15 protein-coding genes are annotated in these 18,198 nt (G+C 69.5%); 7 read left to right on the top strand and 8 right to left on the bottom strand.

The window, feature by feature from the left end; genetic code table 11:
- Positions 1–133: 133 nt before the first annotated feature.
- Together CFB34_RS00705 and CFB34_RS00700 are read right to left on the bottom strand one after the other, a co-directional pair.
- Positions 134–637: an aromatic-ring-hydroxylating dioxygenase subunit beta gene (locus CFB34_RS00705; RefSeq protein ID WP_089443385.1), complete on the bottom strand. Its 504-nt coding sequence runs from the start codon at positions 635–637 to the stop codon at positions 134–136.
- The gene (locus tag CFB34_RS00700; protein ID WP_089443180.1) at positions 634–1,917 is read right to left on the bottom strand and encodes an aromatic ring-hydroxylating dioxygenase subunit alpha; all 1,284 of its coding nucleotides are present in this window, start codon (positions 1,915–1,917) and stop codon (positions 634–636) included. Before CFB34_RS00700 ends, CFB34_RS00705 begins: the two co-directional genes overlap by 4 nt.
- Before the next feature lie 139 nt (positions 1,918–2,056).
- On the opposite strand from CFB34_RS00700, the gene CFB34_RS00695 reads away from it, so the two are divergent.
- On the top strand, positions 2,057–2,977 hold the full coding sequence (locus CFB34_RS00695; protein ID WP_089443179.1) for a LysR family transcriptional regulator: 921 nt from the start codon (positions 2,057–2,059) through the stop codon (positions 2,975–2,977).
- A 256-nt stretch (positions 2,978–3,233) separates the two neighbouring features.
- Here the strand turns inward: CFB34_RS00695 and CFB34_RS00690 are convergent, their stop codons facing one another.
- Positions 3,234–4,226 (bottom strand): PDR/VanB family oxidoreductase, encoded by a 993-nt coding sequence (locus CFB34_RS00690; RefSeq protein ID WP_089443178.1) that lies wholly within the window; start codon positions 4,224–4,226, stop codon positions 3,234–3,236.
- A 178-nt stretch (positions 4,227–4,404) separates the two neighbouring features.
- Positions 4,405–5,802: an MFS transporter gene (locus tag CFB34_RS00685; protein WP_089443177.1), complete on the bottom strand. Its 1,398-nt coding sequence runs from the start codon at positions 5,800–5,802 to the stop codon at positions 4,405–4,407.
- 409 nt (positions 5,803–6,211) lie between these two features.
- Between CFB34_RS00685 and CFB34_RS00680 the strand changes: the two genes are divergently transcribed.
- Entirely contained in the window at positions 6,212–7,330 is a 1,119-nt protein-coding gene (locus tag CFB34_RS00680) for a porin (protein ID WP_089443176.1), read from the top strand.
- A 44-nt stretch (positions 7,331–7,374) separates the two neighbouring features.
- Here CFB34_RS00680 and CFB34_RS00675 read toward each other — a convergent pair whose 3' ends face one another.
- Positions 7,375–8,409 carry a LysR family transcriptional regulator gene (locus tag CFB34_RS00675; RefSeq protein ID WP_089443175.1) on the bottom strand — a complete coding sequence of 345 codons (1,035 nt, stop codon included), beginning with the start codon at positions 8,407–8,409 and terminating at the stop codon, positions 7,375–7,377.
- Positions 8,406–9,380: an AraC family transcriptional regulator gene (locus CFB34_RS00670; RefSeq protein WP_089443174.1), complete on the bottom strand. Its 975-nt coding sequence runs from the start codon at positions 9,378–9,380 to the stop codon at positions 8,406–8,408. Before CFB34_RS00670 ends, CFB34_RS00675 begins: the two co-directional genes overlap by 4 nt.
- Before the next feature lie 150 nt (positions 9,381–9,530).
- Between CFB34_RS00670 and CFB34_RS00665 the strand changes: the two genes are divergently transcribed.
- Positions 9,531–10,655, top strand: a complete 1,125-nt coding sequence (locus CFB34_RS00665) for an NAD/NADP-dependent octopine/nopaline dehydrogenase family protein (RefSeq protein ID WP_089443173.1) — start codon at positions 9,531–9,533, stop codon at positions 10,653–10,655.
- The gene (locus CFB34_RS00660; protein WP_089443172.1) at positions 10,652–11,659 is read left to right on the top strand and encodes a 3-hydroxybutyryl-CoA dehydrogenase; all 1,008 of its coding nucleotides are present in this window, start codon (positions 10,652–10,654) and stop codon (positions 11,657–11,659) included. Before CFB34_RS00665 ends, CFB34_RS00660 begins: the two co-directional genes overlap by 4 nt.
- 134 nt (positions 11,660–11,793) lie before the next feature.
- Here the strand turns inward: CFB34_RS00660 and CFB34_RS00655 are convergent, their stop codons facing one another.
- Both CFB34_RS00655 and CFB34_RS00650 read right to left on the bottom strand, forming a co-directional pair.
- The gene (locus CFB34_RS00655; RefSeq protein ID WP_089443171.1) at positions 11,794–13,131 is read right to left on the bottom strand and encodes an MFS transporter; all 1,338 of its coding nucleotides are present in this window, start codon (positions 13,129–13,131) and stop codon (positions 11,794–11,796) included.
- A gap of 145 nt (positions 13,132–13,276) precedes the next feature.
- A complete protein-coding gene (locus tag CFB34_RS00650; RefSeq protein ID WP_089443170.1) occupies positions 13,277–14,167 on the bottom strand; it encodes a LysR family transcriptional regulator in 891 nt (296 codons plus the stop codon).
- 101 nt (positions 14,168–14,268) lie between these two features.
- On the opposite strand from CFB34_RS00650, the gene CFB34_RS00645 reads away from it, so the two are divergent.
- From CFB34_RS00645 to CFB34_RS00635, 3 genes are read left to right on the top strand one after another with little or no spacing between them, the layout of a single operon-like run.
- Positions 14,269–15,822, top strand: a complete 1,554-nt coding sequence (locus tag CFB34_RS00645) for an AMP-binding protein (protein WP_089443169.1) — start codon at positions 14,269–14,271, stop codon at positions 15,820–15,822.
- Between the two features lie 11 nt (positions 15,823–15,833).
- Positions 15,834–17,021, top strand: coding sequence for an acyl-CoA dehydrogenase family protein (locus CFB34_RS00640; protein ID WP_089443168.1), 1,188 nt, complete (start codon positions 15,834–15,836; stop codon positions 17,019–17,021).
- Complete coding sequence (locus tag CFB34_RS00635) at positions 17,018–18,169, top strand: CoA transferase (protein WP_089443167.1); 1,152 nt, start codon at positions 17,018–17,020, stop codon at positions 18,167–18,169. The genes CFB34_RS00640 and CFB34_RS00635 overlap by 4 nt, the downstream gene beginning before the upstream one ends.
- Positions 18,170–18,198: the final 29 nt, after the last annotated feature.

Raw genomic sequence — 18,198 nt, 5'->3', positions numbered from 1 at the left:
GCGGCAAACCGGTGGTCGCTCAAAGGTGAAGGTGACCGGCTCACCGTTGCGTTGGCGACGGCAAACCGGTGATCGCTCAAAGGTGAAGGTGACCGGCTCACCGTTGCGCCGGCGACGGCGAACCGGCGGCCGCTTACAGCAGGAAGCCGATCGCGCTGAGCGCTTCGGTCGAATCGATCAGGCGCACGACCTTCTCGGCGATCCGCATCTCGCCTTCCGCATCGACGTGCAGCTTGTGCGTGACGTCGGCCGCGAACAGCGTCGCGACGCCGCGCTTGTACGCGACGACGACCTGCGCCGATTTCAGTTCCACGGTGTCGGCGCTGCCGCTTTCCAGCGTGAAGCGCGACACGGTGCGCACCGTGCGCGCCGCGTCGGTCGCCGACGCCGAATAGCCGGACACCATCCGCTGCACGCGCTTCTCGCGCATGTCGTGGTCGTCGAACACGTAGTTCAGCGTGGCGGCGAAGTCGGTCGTATCGGGATCGATCGGCACCACGTAGTGGCCGGCCGGGTCCCACATGTCGAGCCACGCGCGATAGTCGCGGCGGTCGAGCATCTCGGCTTCGCGCCACACGAATTCGACCGCGCGGGCGAAGGTCTGCTCGGAAAAGAGGGCGTTGCGGTCGTCCATTATTGTTGCTCCATCATCTTGCGCCATTGCTGGTAGGCCTCGCGCATGCCGGTCTCGTCGGTCGCATGCGCGGTCTTTTCGCCGTTCGCGGCGGTCGTTTCGCGGTTCAGCCCGCGATTCACGAGGATCGGCACGTCGGGGCCCGCATGCGCGCCGCGTTGCACGCGCTCCCACGCTTCCGCGTCGTCGGGGCTGCCGAAACCGAACGGGCCCTGGAAGTGTTCGTGGATGCGCAGCCGCTCGCGGTTCGCTTCGTCCGGGCCGCCGTCCATCGCGAGCGCGACGTGGCGGATCTCGGTTTCGTTCGCGGAGATCGGCCGCAGCACGCGGAAGAACGCCATCGACAGCGCGAGGTTCGGGAACAGGTTCAGGTTGAAGCCGACGCCCATCAGCGAACGCACGATGCGGCGCACTTCCTCCGGCGTGTGGCGCTCGGCGAGCGTCGCCGCGAGCGGCGCGAAGCGCTCGGGCAGCGGCGCGCCGTCGTCTTCGTCGAGGTCGATCAGCTCCGGCATCAGCACCGCGAGGCTGTGGCCGTTGCCGAGCCCGCGGCAGAACGCGTCCTCGCTCGTCATGAAGCTCGTGATCGCGGCGGCCGTCTCGTCGTCGATCGACTTCATCCACGACTTGTGCACGACCGGGAAGTGATAGAGGTCGGTCGTGTTCTCGAGCTGGATCTTCCAGTTGCCCTTGAACTTGAACTTGTGCTCGCCGTTCGCCTTGATCGGGTAGCCGGCGCCCTGTTTCATGAACAGGTCGATCCACGGCTTCGCGCCGCCGAGGAAATCCTCGAGCGATTCGATCGCATCGTTGAAGCTCGCGAAGATCAGCCCCTGGTACACGCCGACGCGCAGCCTCACGAGCGGCAGGTCGCCTTTCTCGCACACGCCTTCGTAGCCGTCGCCGTACGGCAGCGCGCGCAGCGTGCCGTCGAGCGCGTACGACCAGCTGTGATACGGGCACGTGAAGCCCTTCGCGTTGCCCTTGTGCGATTCGCACACGGTCGCACCGCGATGGCGGCAGCGGTTCTGCAGCACGTTGATCTCGCCGGTCTTGTCGCGCACGACGATCACCGGCTGGCGGCCGATCGTCGTCGTGATGAAGTCGCCCGGGTTCGGCAGCTCGCTTTCGTGCGCGACCCAGATCCAGGTGCGGTAGAAGATGCGGTCGAGCTCGGCTTCGAACAGCGCGGGATCGTGATACATCGCGGGCGCGATGCGGTCGGGTTGCGCGAGGCCATGCAACGCGCTGGTGTCGATCGTCTGGTAGGAAATGTCGCTCATCGTCGTGTGGGGGAAAGAGTCGCGAAATCGGGCCGCGCAGCGCGCGGTGTCGAGTACCCAGTCTCGTCTCCCACTACATATCCGTCAAATTGATCTAAAATTGGCGGATCAATAAATGCGGCAAATAATGGAGGCGGTCATGACATCGGTCGATCATCTCGATCTGAATTTGTTGCGCGTATTCCAGGCGATCGTCGAGGAACGCAGCCTGACGAAGGCCGGCGAGCGGCTCGCGCTGTCGCAGCCGGCCGTCAGCTATTCGCTCGGCCGGCTACGCACGCTGTTCGACGATCCGCTGTTCGTGCGCACGCGCGCGGGTATGCAGCCGACCCCGGTCGCGCTCGAACTCGCGGGCATCGTCGGCAAGGCGCTCGACATGGTGCGCGTGGCGCTGCGCTACGCGGAGCGCTTCGATCCGGCCACCAGCACGCGCACGTTCCGGCTGTCGCTGTCGGACGCGGGCGAGATGGCGTACCTGCCGGCGATCTGCCAGGCGCTGCGCGAGCGCGCGCCGCGCGTGACGCTGAGCGTGCAGCCGCTGCCGGTGGAGGAGATCGAGGAAGCGCTGCGCGCGAGCCGGCTGGATTTCGCGATCGGCAACCTGCCGGAGCTGATGCCGCGCACGCGCCACCAGACGCTGTTCGAGGAAACCTACGTGTGCATGACGGGCCGCCGGCGCGGGGTGCCGAGCGGCGCCGCGCTGAGCCTCGAGCAATTCGTGCGCGCCGCGCACATCAACGTGAAATCGGTCGAGCACAGCCACCACGCGCTCGACGATGCGTTGCGCGCGCAGGGCGTGGGCCGCAACATCGCGCTCGAAGTGCCGCATTTCGTCGCGCTGCCGAGCGTGCTGTCGGTCACCGATCTGTATGCGACGCTGCCGAAGCGGCTCGCGCAGATCCTGAACCGCGACAATGCGTTCCGGCTTTATGACCTGCCCGTCACGCTGCCGCCCGCGCCGGTGACGATGCATTGGCACGAACATTTTCATGAAGACGAAGGCAATGCGTGGATGCGCACGTTGCTGGCCGAGCTCGTCGAGCGGTTCGATGACGTGTGATCGATGAGCGCGCCAGCAACGCCCAGTTGCACGCGTTGCTTGCCGAGCGGATCGGATCGCGCGACGACGCGTGACGCATGAGGACAAGGGCAGCGCGCGGATGCGCACGCGGCTGGTCAAGCTTGTCGAGCGTGTCGGCGACGTGTGATCCACGAGAGCGCGGGCAGTGCGTTGGAGGCGCGCGTAGCTGGCCGAATGCATCGAGCCGTTCGAGCGCGCGCGACGTCCTTGACAGACGTCGCCCGAACCTCGCGCATCAGAGATCGAGCACGAGCACCGCGGAGCGCGCACGCGACACGCAGCAGCAGATCACCGTGTTGCTCGCGCGCTCGGCCTTGCTGAGGCAATGGTCGCGATGATCGGGCTCGCCGTCGATCACGGGCACCATGCAGGTGCCGCACACGCCTTCGCCGCATGACGTGTCGACTTCGATGCCGATGCGTGCGAGCGCGTCGACGATCGACGTGTCGGGCGTGACGCGTACCGATTGCCCGCTGCGCTGGAGGCGCACTTCGAAACCGTCGGCGGCCGGGCCGGCGCCGGCATCGGCATTGCCCGCATCGGCGGCGGCCGGTTCCGCCGCGAAGCGTTCGAGATGGATCGAATCTTCCGGCAAGCACGTCGCGGCCGCCGCGACGACCGCATCCATGAATGGCCCCGGGCCGCATGTATAAACATGGGCACGCGCGTCGACCGATTCGACGCAGCGGCCCAGCTCGGCCGCGAGCGCGACGGGCTCGATGCCGTAGTGGAACGTCACGTGCGACGCGAACGGCTCGGCCGACAATTCGTCGACGAAGGCCGCATGCTCGCGACTGCGTGCGAAGTAGTGCAGCCGGTAGCGTGCGCCGCGCCGATGCAGCGCATACGCCATCGACAGCAGCGGCGTGATGCCGATGCCGGCCGCGATCAGCACGTGCTCGCTCGCGTCATCCGTCAGACGAAACAGGTTGCGCGGCACGCCGATCGACAGCTCGGCGCCGATTTGCACGTCGTCGTGCAGCGAACGCGAGCCGCCGCGCGACTGCGCTTCCTTCTTCACCGCGAACAGGTAGCTGCCGCGCTCGTCGGGGTTGCCGCACAGCGAGTACTGCCGCGTGATACCGGACGGTGCGGTCACATCGATATGGGCGCCTGGTTCGTACGCGTCGAACGGCTGGCCGTCGACGCGCGACACCCGGAAACAGCGGATGTCCTGCGCCGCGTCGATCAGCGCGTCGATCCGGACTTGGTGGCGGTTCGCTTGCATGGGTCAATCCGTGGGGTAGGGGAAACGCGGCGCGGCGGGCACCGCGCCGTCATGCGATCGAGAATAGGGAGGGGCATCGCATAAATCAAATCGATTAAAAACTGATGCCTGAATCAGTGAGATGGATGATGGTCGGGCGGCGCGATTGCGCCTGATTGCGCCCGATCTCGCCCGGTGTTCAGCGCGCGGCGATCGCGTTGCCCGCTTCGGCGGCGTGCGGCGCGGTGGCCGACGCAAGACCGCGTTCGCGGTCGAGGCTGCGGCGATAGTGCCGGCACCCGGCGGCGAGCAGCAGCGCGGCGAGCGTGGCCGCCGCGACGTTGACGATCGACATCGAATGACCGACCGCCGCCGGCGCGCCGAACACGCGATCGGTGAACAGCGCGACGACGGTCGTCCCGATCCCGAGCGCGATCAGGTTCGACACGAGCAGAAAGAGCGCGGAGATCTGCGCGCGCATCTGGTTCGGCGCGAGCGTCTGCATCGCGGCGGTGGACGTCGGCATCGGGAACGACGCGAAGAACATCGCGACGACGAGCATCGCGAGCGATGCGGGCAGCGAGTCGAGCTGCGTGAACAGCGTCGCGGGGATCACCATGCACGCGGCGCCGATCGCACCGGCGCGCATCGGCGCATCCTCGCGGCCGCGCCGCAGCAGCCAGTCGTTGAGCCAGCCGCCGCAGAACACACCGGCCGTGTTCGCGACCAGCAGCACGATGCCGAGCGTGTAGCCGGCTTCGACGGCCGTCATCCCGAAGTGGCGGATATAGAACGCGGGCGTCCAGCTCAGCAGGCAGTACAGCGTCATCGCGTAGAACGAGAAGCCGAGGTAGTGGCACGAGAAAGTCGCGCGATGCGTGCCGACGAAGCGCAGCGAATCGCGCATCGACACGCGCCGCACGGCGCCCGAGCGATCCTGAGCGAGCCCCTTGCGCTGCGGGTCGCGCACGGTCGCGGCGAACAGCAGTGCCACGAGGATCCCCGGCAGCCCGACGATCAGGAACGTGACCTGCCACGCATGCACCTGCCCGACCACCGGCAGCGTGAACGCGCTCGCATGCTTGAGCAGCGCGATCACGTAGCCGCCGATCAGGAACGCGACGCCGCCGCCGATGAACGAGCCGAGCGAATACACGGCGATCGCGCGCCCGAGCTTCTCCTTCGGGAAGTAGTCGGCGAGCATCGAGTACGCGCCGGGCGACAGCGCGGCTTCGCCGACACCCACGCCCATCCGCACGATGAACATCTGCACGAAATGCTGGCTGAGCCCGCACGCGGCAGTCGCGACGCTCCACAGCGCGATGCCGAGCGAGATGATCCGCGGGCGCGCATAGCGGTCGGCGAGATACGCGACGGGCAGCCCCATCACCGCATAGAACAGCGAGAACGCGAAGCCGTTGAGCAGGCTGAACTGCGTGTCGGACAGATGCAGATCGCGCTTGATCGGCTCGATCATCAGCACGAGGACCTGGCGGTCGACGAACGAAAAGACGTACGCGAGCATGCAGATGACGACGACATACCATTCGTACGTATAGCGCTTGCCGTCGGCAGCGCGGGCCGTGGATGCGGACATGCGGATTCTCCAGGAGCGGGCGGTGAAAAGCGCGGCAGCGGCCTGGCGGGCCGGGCGCCGTCGCGGCGCGAAAGCGTGCGGGGGCACGTGTCGGAGACGCAGCGTAGTCGGCCAAATTCGGCCGCCATAGCCGGAGTGACAGCCGCACCACACGGGCATTTACCGACCCGGATAAAGAAAACACCAGGGTCGCGCGCGCCGGCCGCCGCGCAGCGCGCCTGCGGCGGGGCGCACGTGCATCATGCGGCGCATCTATAAGCGTTATAGAGCGCATTGCGTCGACGTCCGAAATTGTCGTTCCTAGACTCGGCCCGTTTTTGATCGGCAGCGTTGGCCCTTCGCGGCGAACGCGCTTCACACCACACGGCGCAACGCCGACCGGCGCCGCAAACTCTACGGGACGACGACGATGAACCAACCGAACGGGCGGGCCGACCGGCTTGCCGTACCGCTTGCCGCGCTGCTTGCCTGCGCGGCGCTGCCCGCCTTCGCGCAATCGAGCGTGACGCTCTACGGCCGCATCGACACCGCGATCGAATACGCGAACGCCGGGCCGAACCACGTGACGCGCATGGGCAGCGGCAACCTGTGGGCGTCGCAGTGGGGGCTGAAGGGCGTCGAGGATCTCGGCGGCGGCTACGCGACGATCTTCAAGCTGGAAGATGGCTTCAACGCGGCAAGCGGCGCACTGTCGAACAGCAGCGCACTGTTCGGCCGCGAGGCGTGGGTCGGCATCACGGGGCCGTTCGGCGGCGTGCAGTTCGGCGAGCTGTACACGATCCTGCACACGACGCTCGTCACGTACAGTCTGCCGGGCCTCGGCGCGGGGCTCGCGTGGGGCAATGCGACGAACAACTTCGTCGGGCCCGCGTTCCTGCGCGTGCGCAACTCGATGCGCTACACGTCGCCGCGCTATGCGGGCTTGATGCTGCGCGCGATGGCCGCGCGCGGCACCAACGGCGCGGCCGGCCAGCCGGCGACGCTCGGCGATACGTACGGCGCGGGGCTCAACTACGCGCGCGGCGGCCTGTCTGTCGACGTCGACTACATGCAGCAGAAGTTCAGCCCGGTGGCGGCATCCGCTCTCGGCGACACGAGCCCGGCCGCGAACGGCAACTACACGCTCGGCGCGATTTCGTACGATTTCAGCGTCGTGAAGGTCGCCGCGCTGTACATGCGCCATCGCGGCGGCCCCGACGTCGCGACCGCGATCGACAGCCAGAGCGCGTATCCGCACAGCGACATCATGGAGCTGAGCGCGACGGTGCCGATCGGGCGTGCGTCGCTGCTGCTGAGCGTGGGCCACTACCGCAAGGTCGCGGACAGCGACGGCAACGCCGATTCGTACGGCATCCGCTTCGACTATCCGCTGTCGAAGCGCACGGTGCTGTACACGGGCGCCGCGATGGTGCGCAACGGCGCGCATGCGCGCTTCGTCGTGAACGGCGCGGCGGGTGGCGGTGTCGCGGTCGCGAAGCCGGGCGCGACCGCGAGTTCGATCGTCGCGGGCATCCTCACGGCGTTCTGAGCGCTTCGGCCGCTCCGGGGCCGCGTGCCTTCCCGCTTGCGCCGCTACGCGCAGGCGGGCGGCTGCGGCGCGAGCCATGCATCGAACGGCGCCAGCTCGCCGATGTTGAACAGTTCGAGCAGCAGCGCGCGCAGCCAGCGATGGCCGGGGTCGGCGTCGAAGCGCCGGTGCCAGTACGCGTTGACGGCCCATTCGCTCGCACCGGCGATCTCGTACAGCGCGCACGGCTGTCGCGCCGCGAACGTGATCGCGATCGTCTCCGGCAGGATCAGCGCATAGTCGCCGTCCTGCAGCAGCGCGGGCACCACCAGGAAATCGGGGAGCGCCGCGCGCACGCGCGGCATCAGCCCGTGCCGCTCCAGCAACTGCATCGATTGCGGGTGCGACGTGACCGCGACGAAGCGCAGCGTGTCGGGCGCGTCGCCGTCGAGCACGTAATCGTCGGATAGCGCGACGCGCTGCGCGGTGCGGCGCGGCATCAGCAGCACGCAGCGCTCGTGCAGCAGCGCGGTGCGCTGGAAGTGGCTCGACGCATCGGCGAAATGCCCGAGCGCGAAGTCGATGCGCCCCGATTCGAGTGCGACATTGAGCTGGCATTCGTCGACGTGCAGCGTCTCGATCACCGCGCCCGGCGCGCGGCGGTCGAACGCGGCGAGCAGCGTCGGCAGGAACGCGCTCGCCGCGAAATCGCTCATGTGCAGGCGGAACACGCGCTGCGTGCTGTCGGGCGTGAAGCGCGAGCCTTCGTCGAGCACGTCCTGCAGGATCGCGAGCGCCTTGTCGACCGACAGCGCGAGCCGCTGCGCGCGCGGCGTCGGCTCGACGCCGGTGCCGGTGCGCACGAACAGCGCGTCGCGGAACATCAGCCGCAGCCGGCCGAGCGCGTAGCTGACGGACGGCTGCGTGACGCCGAGCCGCAGCGCCGCGCGGCCGACATGCCGCTCCTCGTACACGGCGCGAAACGTCTTCAGCAAGTTGAGATCGAGATCCTGCACGCGCAACTCGGACGGGTCGTTGTCGTGCGGCGCGGATTCGGTGCGGGCCGGGGCCGCCGGGCGGCCGGGTGCGGAGTGCGTCATCGGGGTTGCCTCGCGGTGACCGAAGGCGCGTGGCCGTAACGCCGCGCATACGCCTTCGCGAAATGGCCGAAACCATGGATGCCGTGCGCGATCAGCACGTCGGTCACGCTGCGCGCGTCGCCGCGTTGCAGCGCCGCGTGCACGGCGGCGAGCCGGCATTCGCGCACGTAGGCGGCCGGCGTGGTGTGCAGGAACGCGCGGAACGCGTGCTGCAGCGTGCGCGGCGCGACGCCCGCGACGGCCGCCAGCGCGGCGAGTGCGAGCGGTTCGCCGAGGTGCGCATCGACGTGATCGCACGCGCGCCGCACGTGCGCCGGTAGCGGCGGCGTGCCGCGCGTGAGCGCGTCGCTGTACGAATGCGGCAGGTGCGTGAGCAGAAGCGACATCAGCCACGTGGTGAGGTCGGCGCCGAAGGTCGTCGCGGCCGTGCCGATGCCCGGTTGCGCGCCGAGCCGGCACAGGTATTCGAAGGTCGGCAGCAGCAGCGCGGCGCCCGCGCCGGTGCCACCGGCCGCGAGGTCGAATTGCAGCGGCCGCGTGAGCGTGGCCTGCAGCATGTCCTGCAACTTGCGTTCGAGCGCGCCGCGTTCGAGCCGCAGCACGAGGTTGCGGCAATCGGGGCTCGTGCTCAGGCGGCTCGCGAGCGCGGGCGACGACACGGTCAGCTCGCCGGGGCCGGCGCGCGCGACGACGCTGCCGGCCTGCAGCTCGCATGCACCGGCGAGCGTCAGCCTGAACAGGAAGTGGTCGGCGTCGTCGCCGAAATCGATGCGCGTTTCGCGGCCGTAGCAGAGTTCGAGCAGCGCGCCGTGATGCAGCGGCACTTCGTACAGCTCCGCATGAAACGGATCGCGGCCGCGTGCGGCCATCCGGTGCGGCCCGAGCCGGTGCGCGACCGCGCGTTCGACTTCGTCGGGGGCGTGCAGCGTGCCGAGCCGGTTCGGCGCATGGCGGGACAGGGCGATATCCATTCACGGACCTCGTAGCGGATGCGGCGGGCGCGGCGGCATGCACATCGCCGCGATTGCGTTGCGCGAACGGGCGCGCCGTTGCGCGTTTTGAAGCGACGCGGCGAAAGCGGCCGCGTAGTCTCGGAAACACTCAATCACCGGGAGAAGACGATGAAGGTATGTGTTCTGGGCGGCGGCCACGGCTGCCATGCGGCGGCGATCGACCTGCTCGAGAAGGGCCATGACGTGACGTGGTGGCGGCGCGACCGCGAGCCGCATGCGCGGCTGCGCGAGCTTGGCGTGCTGAACGTGACCGACTATCGCGGCACGCGCGCGGTGCCGCTCGGCGATGCGCCGGGTGCGATCCGCCTGACCGGCGATCTCGCGGCCGCGCTGCGCGGTGCGCAACTCGTCGTGGTGCCGCTGCCGGCTACGTCGCACGAAGCGCTCGCCGCGCAGGTCGCGCCGCTGCTGGAGGACGGCCAGGTCGTGTTCCTGCCGCCCGGCACGTTCGGCAGCTTCGTGTTCGCGCAGGCGGCGGCCGATGCCGGCAACCGTTCGCGCGTCGCGTTCGCCGAGACGGGCACGCTGCCGTACCTCGTGCGCAAGCATGGCGACAACGACGTCGTGATCAGCGCCTATGCGACACGCTTGCCGACCGGTGTATTTCCCGCGAACGCGGCCGGCTGGGCGTTCGACATGCTGCGCGCGGGCTATCCGTCGGTCGAGCCGGTCGAGGATGCGTTGTCCGGTGCGCTGATGAACGCGGGGCCCGTGATCCATCCGCCGCTGATCCTGATGAACGCAGGGCCGCTCGAACACTTCGACGCATGGGACATCCACAACGAAGGCACGCAGCCGTCGATCCGCCGCGTGACGAATGCGCTGGATGCCGAACGCATCGCGGTGCGCGAAGCGCTCGGTTACCGCGCGCCGCATTTCCCGCTCGCGGATCACTATGCGGCCGATGGCGACGAATGGATGTATGGGCGCGGCGCGCACGGCAAGCTGACCGATAGCGGCGACTGGCGCGAGAAGATCGATCTGCGTGCCCATCGCTACATGCTCGAGGACACCCGGCTCGGGCTGTCGTTCATCGTGTCGTGCGGGCGCTGGGCCGGTGTGCCGACGCCGGTCGCGCAGGGGCTGCTGAGCATCGCGAGTGCGGTCGCGGTGCGCGACCTGTATGCGCAAGGGCGCACGCTGGAGCGGCTCGGGATCGCGGCGCTGTCGAAGGACGCGATGCGTGCGCTGCTCGACAAGGGCCTCTCGGGCATCGCGGGAGTTTCAGCATGAGCGCCGTCAAATTGACGCGCGTGCACGTGCTCGGCGCGGGGCGCATGGGGCAGGGGATCGCGCTCGTGTTCGCGTTCGCGGGGCTCGACGTGACGCTGATCGACTTCAAGCGGCGCGATGCGGCCGGCCGAAGCGCCTTCGACGAGCGCACGCGCGACGAGATCGCGAGGCCGCTGCACGCGCAGGTTGCGCTCGGCCGCATCGATGCCGCGCGGGCCGAGGCGGTCGTCGCGCGCATCGCGATCGTTTCCCGGGATGGCGCCGCGGAAGCCGTGCGTGATGCAGACGTCGTGTTCGAGGCGCTGCCCGAAGTGCTCGACGCGAAGGCCGACGCGCTGCGCTGGCTCGGCGAGCATGTCGATGCGCGCGCAACGATTGCGTCGACCACGTCGACGTTCGTCGTCACCGACTTGCAGCGCCATGTCGTGCACCCCGAACGGATGCTGAACGCGCACTGGCTGAACCCGGCATTGCTGATGCCGCTCGTCGAGATCAGCCGCAGCGATCTGACGGATCAGCCGGTGGTCGACGCGCTCGCCGCGCTGCTCGAGCGCGTCGGCAAGAAGCCGGTGATCTGCGGGCCGGCGCCCGGCTACATCGTGCCGCGCATCCAGGCGCTCGCGATGAACGAGGCCGCGCGGATGGTGGAGGAGGGCGTCGCGAGCGCGGAGGATATCGATACGGCCATCCGCACGGGCTTCGGCCCGCGCTTCGCGGTGCTCGGGCTGCTCGAATTCATCGACTGGGGCGGCTGCGACATCCTGTACTACGCGTCGCAGTACCTGGCGGGCGAGATCGGCCCGCGCTTCGCGCCGGCCGCGAGCGTCGCGCGCAACATGGAAACCGGGCGCGACGGTGTGCGCACGGGGGCCGGCTTCCACGACTATGCGGACGTGGATGTGCCCGCGTACGTGCGGCAGCGGCTCGGCGAATTCGCGCGGCTGCTCGATCACCTGGGACTGGCGCCGGTGTTCGACGGCGGGCGGCGCGACCCGCGCGAGTAGCGCGACTGGCGCGAACGACCCGGCCGCGCGCGCTCGCGGTGCCGCGAATGCGCGTACGCGGCACCGCGAGCGGGTAAGCTGCTCACCCGCCGCAAACGTCGAAGGCACGGATGCGGCCGACGCGTGCAGCACGCTCACGCCGTATCGCCGCGCGTGGCGGCGTCAGGCGCGACGTGCGTCTCGCGCATCACGCACAGCGTCGCGACGGTCACGAGGCCGAGCGCAACGAGAAACAGCGACACCGGCCACGACGCGTGATAGCGCGCGAGCAGCGCGGTCGCGATCAGCGGCGACATCCCGCCCGCGAAGATCGACGCGACTTCATGCCCGAGCGCGACGCCCGAGTACCGCACCTCGGTGCTGAACAGCTCGCCGACGAGTGCGGGCAGCGTGCCGATCATCGCGCCGTGACTCACGGCGGTGCCGACCGTGAGCGCGAGCCACACGAGCGGCGTCACGCGCGTGTCGAGCAACCAGAAGAACGGGAACGCGCACGCGACGAGGCTCAGCGCGCCGATCAGGTACACGGGCTTGCGGCCGATCCGGTCGGATAGTTTGCCCCATGCGAGCATCGCGCCCATCTCGACGATCATCGCGATCATCACGCCGGTCAGCATCACGCCGTTCGGGATGCCGACGTATTTGCCGTAGACGAGCGAGAACGCCAGGAAGATGTACGCGCCGCCGTTCTCGGCCACGCGCAAGCCCATCGCGAGCAGGATTTCCTTCGGATGGCGACGAATGCATTCGACGATCGGCAGGTGCGTGTGCGCGCCGCGCTTGCCGGCCTGCTCGAAGTCGCGGCTTTCCGGCAGATGGCGGCGGATGTAGATGCCGATCGCGAAGATCACGACGCTCGCGAGGAACGGCAGCCGCCAGCCCCAGGTGCGGAACGCGTCGTCGGGCAGCGCCTGCGCGGCGAGAAACGCGGCCGACGACAGCACGAAGCCGCCGCCCACGCCGAGTTGGCTCCACGCGGCGTAGTAGCCGCGCTGTTCCGGCGGCGCGTTCTCGCTGATCATCAGCACGCCGCCGCCCCATTCGCCGCCGGACGCGATGCCTTGCAGCAGACGCAGCACGACGAGCGCGGCCGGCGCCCACACGCCGATCTGCGCATAGGTCGGCAGCAGGCCGATCGCGAAGGTCGATGCGCCCATGATCAGCAGCGTCCACACGAGCGACGCCTTGCGCCCGTAGCGATCGCCGACGTGGCCGAACACGATCCCGCCGAGCGGCCGCGCGACGAAGCCGAGCGCGAAGGCCGCGAACGCGGCGAGGCTGCCCGTGAGCGCCGATGCGCCGGGCGGGAAGAACACATGGCCGAACACGAGCGCCGCGGCCGTGCCGTACACGAAGAAGTCGTACCACTCCATCGCGTTGCCGGCGACGGAGGCGATGACGATCCGGCGCAGTTGCCGGTCGGCGAGCGGCCGGGCGGCGCTCGGGGATTGCACGGTGTCGGTTGGATACATGGCGGACTCTGAAGGGGAAGGCAGGCGCGTGCCGTCTGTGCAGCACTGCGGGCTAGTGTTGTCGGCACCGTGCCCCCGGTCAAATCCGCAGAAAAAGGGGAGGGTCATCACTCCCGCAAATGATGGTCGCGGCGCGTCCCCGCGCCTACCCCACGCTTTCCCGCAGCAGCGCGATCATCCGCTGCGCCAGCGGCGGCACGTACGCGCCTGCCCGGTGCATCGCGCCGATGCGGCGGTCGAGGTCGAGCTCGCCGGCCCGCAGGTCGAGCGCGCGCAACCCGGTCACCTGGTCGAGCGCATCCGCGCCGCCGACACACAGCAGCGGCGTACCGCGCAACAACTGCAGCAGCGACGTATTGCCGAAGTCCGTCTCGATGCGCAGGCGCGGCGCGGGCAGGCCGCGTGCGCGGAACGCGTCGTCGATCCGGTGCCGCACGGGAATCGTCGCTTCCGGCAGCAGCCATTCCTGGTCGGCGAGATCCGCGAGCGTGAGCCCGCGCTTGCGCTGCAGCGGGTGCGCGGCGTCGGCGAGCACCGCCAGCCGGTCGTCGAACAGCGCGATGGTGTCGAGGCCGGCGTCCTGCTGCTGCGGTTCGGGCGCGACGACGAGATCGAGCTCGCCGGCCGCCAGCAAGTCGAGCAGTTCGCGCGCGAGCCGGCAGCGCAACCGCAGCCGCGCGGCCGGCCGCTCGCGGATCAGTTGCCGGCACGCGCCGAGCACGAACGCATTGGGCACGGTCGGCGAGTAGCCGATCCGCACCACGCCCTGCTCGCCGCCGCGGATCGCGCGCATCTCCTGCAGCGCGTCATCGAACTCGAGCGCGATCCGCTGCGCCCGCGCGACGAAGCGTGCGCCGGCCGGCGTCGGCGTCATCCCGTTCGCGGTGCGCTCGAACAGCGTCACGCCGACTTGCCCTTCCAGCCGCTGCACGGCTTTCGTGAGCGCCGGCTGCGACAGCCCCAGCGCCTCGGCGGCCTTGCCGATGCTGCCGTGCCGCTCGACGGCCAGCAGGTACTCCAGATCGCGCGTATCCATCGGGGGATTCCTGTCGGTTATGACTTTATATCCGGTGATGCATTGTGGTGATGCCTGGGCATCTTACAGACTGGCGGCACTGTTCGACCAGGAGAATCGTTTTGAGCTTCGCCTACTTCCTGCGGCGCGCGGCCCGCTACTGGGGCAGCCAGCCCGCCGTGATCCACCGCGACCGCGCCGTCACGTACCGCCAGCTCGACGAGCGCTCGACACGGCTCGCGAATGCGCTGCGCGGCCTCGGCTTCGCACCCGGCACCCGCATCGCCGTGCAGGCGCGCAACTGCATCGAGCTCGTCGAGATCGAATGCGCGCTGTACAAGGCCGGCCTCGTGAAAGCCGCGCTGAATCCGCGCTTCACGGCAGCCGAGGCGGCCGACGTCGTCGGCAACTGCGCGCCCGCCGCGTTCATCGGCGGGCGCGGCTACACGGATTACACGCCCGATTCGCCGGGCTTTTCGTCGGTCGAGCGGTTCGTGTCGATCGGCGGCGCGACGACCGGCTATCTCGACTACGACACGCTGGTCGCACAGGGCAGCGATATGCCGTCCGACTACCAGCCGGCGCCGGACGACCTCGCCGTGCTGCATTTCTCGTCCGGCTCGACGGGGCGCATCAAGGCCGCGATGCAGAGCTACGGCAACCGCCTCGCGTCGCTGCGCAAGATCGTGCTGGGGATGGACCGCCCCGCGCAGCCCGGCGACCGGCTCGCGCTGATCGGCCCGATCACGCATGCGTCCGGGATGCTGATGCAGCCCTACCTGTTCTGCGGCGCGACGCTCGTGCTGTTCGACGTGTTCGAGCCCGCGCATTTCCTCGCCGAGGTCGCGCGCCAGCGCATCACGCACACGTTCATGGTGCCGGCGATGGTCAACATGCTGCTGAACGCGCCGGAGCTCGCGCAGGCCGACCTGCGCAGCCTGAAGGTGCTCGGCTACGGCGCGGCGCCGATGGCGCCGGCGCGCATCGAGGAAGCGTGGGCGCGCATCGGCCCCGTGCTGTCGCAGGGCTACGGCGCGAGCGAATCGACGTCGGGCGTCACGCGGCTCGGCATCGCCGACCACGCGCACGCGCTGCTGCACGATCGCGAGCGGCTTGGATCGTGCGGCCGGCCGCTCGGCGAAACCGAGGTGCGGGTGGTCGATGCCGACGGGCGCGAAGTCGAAGGCGACGCGATCGGCGAGATCGTGATTCGCGGCGCGGACGTGTTCCAGGGCTACTGGAATGCGCCGGAGCTGACGCGCGAGGTGCTGGTCGACGGATGGCTGCACACGGGCGACCTCGCGCGCACCGATTGCGACGGCTTCATCTATCTGGTCGACCGCAAGCACGACATGATCATCTCGGGCGGCTTCAACGTGTATCCGACCGAAGTCGAAGCGGCGCTGTACCGGCACGAAGGCGTGCTCGAGGCCTGCGTGGTCGGCGTGCCCGACGACAAGTGGGGCGAGGCCGTGAAGGCCGTGGTCGTGCTGCGCGCCGGCCGTGATGCGCAGGCGGACGATCTCGTCGCGCACTGCCGCGCGCAGCTGGCCGACTACAAGCTGCCGCGCTCCATCGATTTCGTCGCCGAGCTGCCGAAGAACGCGAACGGCAAGATCGCCCGCAAGCTCGTGCGCGAGCCGTACTGGCGCGGTGTCACGCGCCGCGTCAACTGAAGGAATCCGCCATGTTCGATCATCTGCAACGCCCTGAATTCGTCGCGCTGCGCGCGGCCGTGCTGCGCTTCGTCGACGACGAACTGCGCCCGATCGAGCGCGAGTTGCGGCTCGACTCGGAAGACGTGTGGCCGCGCGACGTGCTGCGCCGCGTCTGGCAACGCTCCGCCGCGCTCGGCTTCTATACGGCGAGCCTGCCCGTCGAGATCGGCGGGCAGGGGCTGTCGATCGCCGAGGGGTGCGCGCTGAAGGCCGACCTCGCCGCGAGCGGCGCAGCGCTCGCGCCGCACGTGCTCGGCGAACTCGGCGGGCCGCCGCGCGTCGGCAACATGCTGAAGTACGCGACGCCCGCGCAGCTCGATCGTTATTTCAAGCCGGTGATGCGCGGCGAGAAATCGACGTGCTTCGCGCTGACCGAACCGCACTCGGGCTCGGACGCGATGAGCATCCGCACCACGGCGGTCGAGGACGGCGATGCGCTCGTGATCAACGGCACGAAGCACTACATCAGCGGCGCGCCGTTCGCCGATTTCGCGATCGTGATGTGCGTGACCGATGCGTCCGCGACGCCGCCGCAGATCACGGCCGTGCTGGTCGATCTCGACCTGCCCGGCGTGAGCGTCGAGCACGAATACGTGCCGATGTCCGGCCAGCACATCGATGCGGACCTCCGCTTCGTCGACGTGCGCGTGCCGCGCGAGAACGTGTTCGGCGGGCTCGGCAACGGCTTCCGGCTCGGCATGTCGCGCATCAACGTGAACCGGCTGCTGCATTGCCCGACGATGCTCGGCCTCGCGATGTCCGCGTACCGGGCGTCGCTCGATTACGCACGCACGCGCCGGCAGTTCGGCGGCCCGATCGCGCGGTTCCAGGCGATCCAGCACATGCTCGCCGACATGGCCGCCGCGCTGTGGGCATGCGAAAGCATGATCGCGCATACGGCCGCGCTCGCCGATGCAGGCGCCGACCTGAGGATGACGGCCGCCGCCTGCAAGCTCTACGTGTCGGAGCGCTGTTTCGAGGTCGCGGACAAGGCCGTGCAGATCCACGGCAACGTCGGCGTCACGCGCGGCCATCCGGTCGAGCAGACGTTCCGCAAGCTGCGGATGTTCCGGATCCTGACAGGCACCAGCGAGATCCAGCGCAACACGATCGCGAAGGCGATTCTCGAGCCGGCCAGCGCGGGAGGCGCTGCATGACGGCCCACGACGACGCACGTGGCGCGTGGCCGGCCGCCGATGGTGACGGCGACGCGCCGGCCTGGTCGTGCCTGCGCGGCGTGCGGATCGTCGATGCCGGGCAACTGCTGCCCGGGCCGCATGCGTGCGCGCTGCTGCGCCAGCTCGGCGCGGACGTGATCAAGGTCGAGCCGCCGGGCGGCGATGCGTTGCGGCAGTTCGGCGCCGACACGTTCGCGCAGTTCAACCGCGGCAAGCGCTCGATCGTGCTCGACCTGAAGACGCCCGACGGCCGCGCACGCTTTCTCGATCTCGTGCGCGATGCCGATGCGGTGGTCGAAGGCAACCGGCCCGGCGTGATGGCGCGGCTCGGGCTCGGCTACGACGTGCTGGCGCACGCGAACCCGCGCATCGTGCTGTGCTCGATCACCGGCTATGGGCAGCACGGCCCGTATGCGAACCGTCCCGGCCACGACCTGAACTTCCTGGCCGACGCCGGTTACTGGTCGGTGCCCGCGCAGCTGCATGACACCGTCGCGCGGCCGCGCGTGCGGCTGGCCGACCACGCGGCCGCGTTGCACGCCGCGCTCGCGCTGGCGGTGGCCGTGATGAGCGCCCGCACGAGCGGGCGCGGCCAGCATCTCGACGTGTCGATCCACGACGCGATCTTCGCGTGGACCGCGCCGGCCGCGTGGGCGCTGCGCACCGGCCGCGATACACCCGACGCGGCGCGCTGGGTGATGCCCGACAACGACCTGTTCGAGACCGCCGACGGCCGGCACATCGTGCTCGCGACGCTTGAGGACAAGTTCTGGGCCGTGTTCGCCGATGCGCTCGGCGACGCGTATCCGGCGCTGCGCGAACCGCGCTTCGCGCAACGCGCGGGCCGGCAGCAGCATCGGCACGCGCTGGGTGCGCTGTTGCGCGCGATCTTCGCGACGCGCACGCAGGACGACTGGATGCGCGTGCTCGGCACGCTCGGGCTGCCGGTGTCGCGCGTGCCCGACGCGAGCGCGGTGTTCGACGATCCGCACGTGCGCGAGCGCGGCGTCGCCCGCGAGGTGGCGGCCGACCGGTCGCTCGCGGTGCGCTTCCCGGTGAAGTTCTCGCTCGGCCTGTCGGATGGTGACGACCGGGTGCCGGCGCCCGGCGAGCACGGCGGCGGATAGCGCGACGCCACCGGCCGCCGACGATAAAT

It is taken from the genome of Burkholderia sp. HI4860, assembly GCF_002223045.2.
GTDB lineage: Bacteria > Pseudomonadota > Gammaproteobacteria > Burkholderiales > Burkholderiaceae > Burkholderia.
Note: the sequence above shows the minus strand (reverse complement) of the source record. Positions and strands in the feature narration are given on the sequence as shown.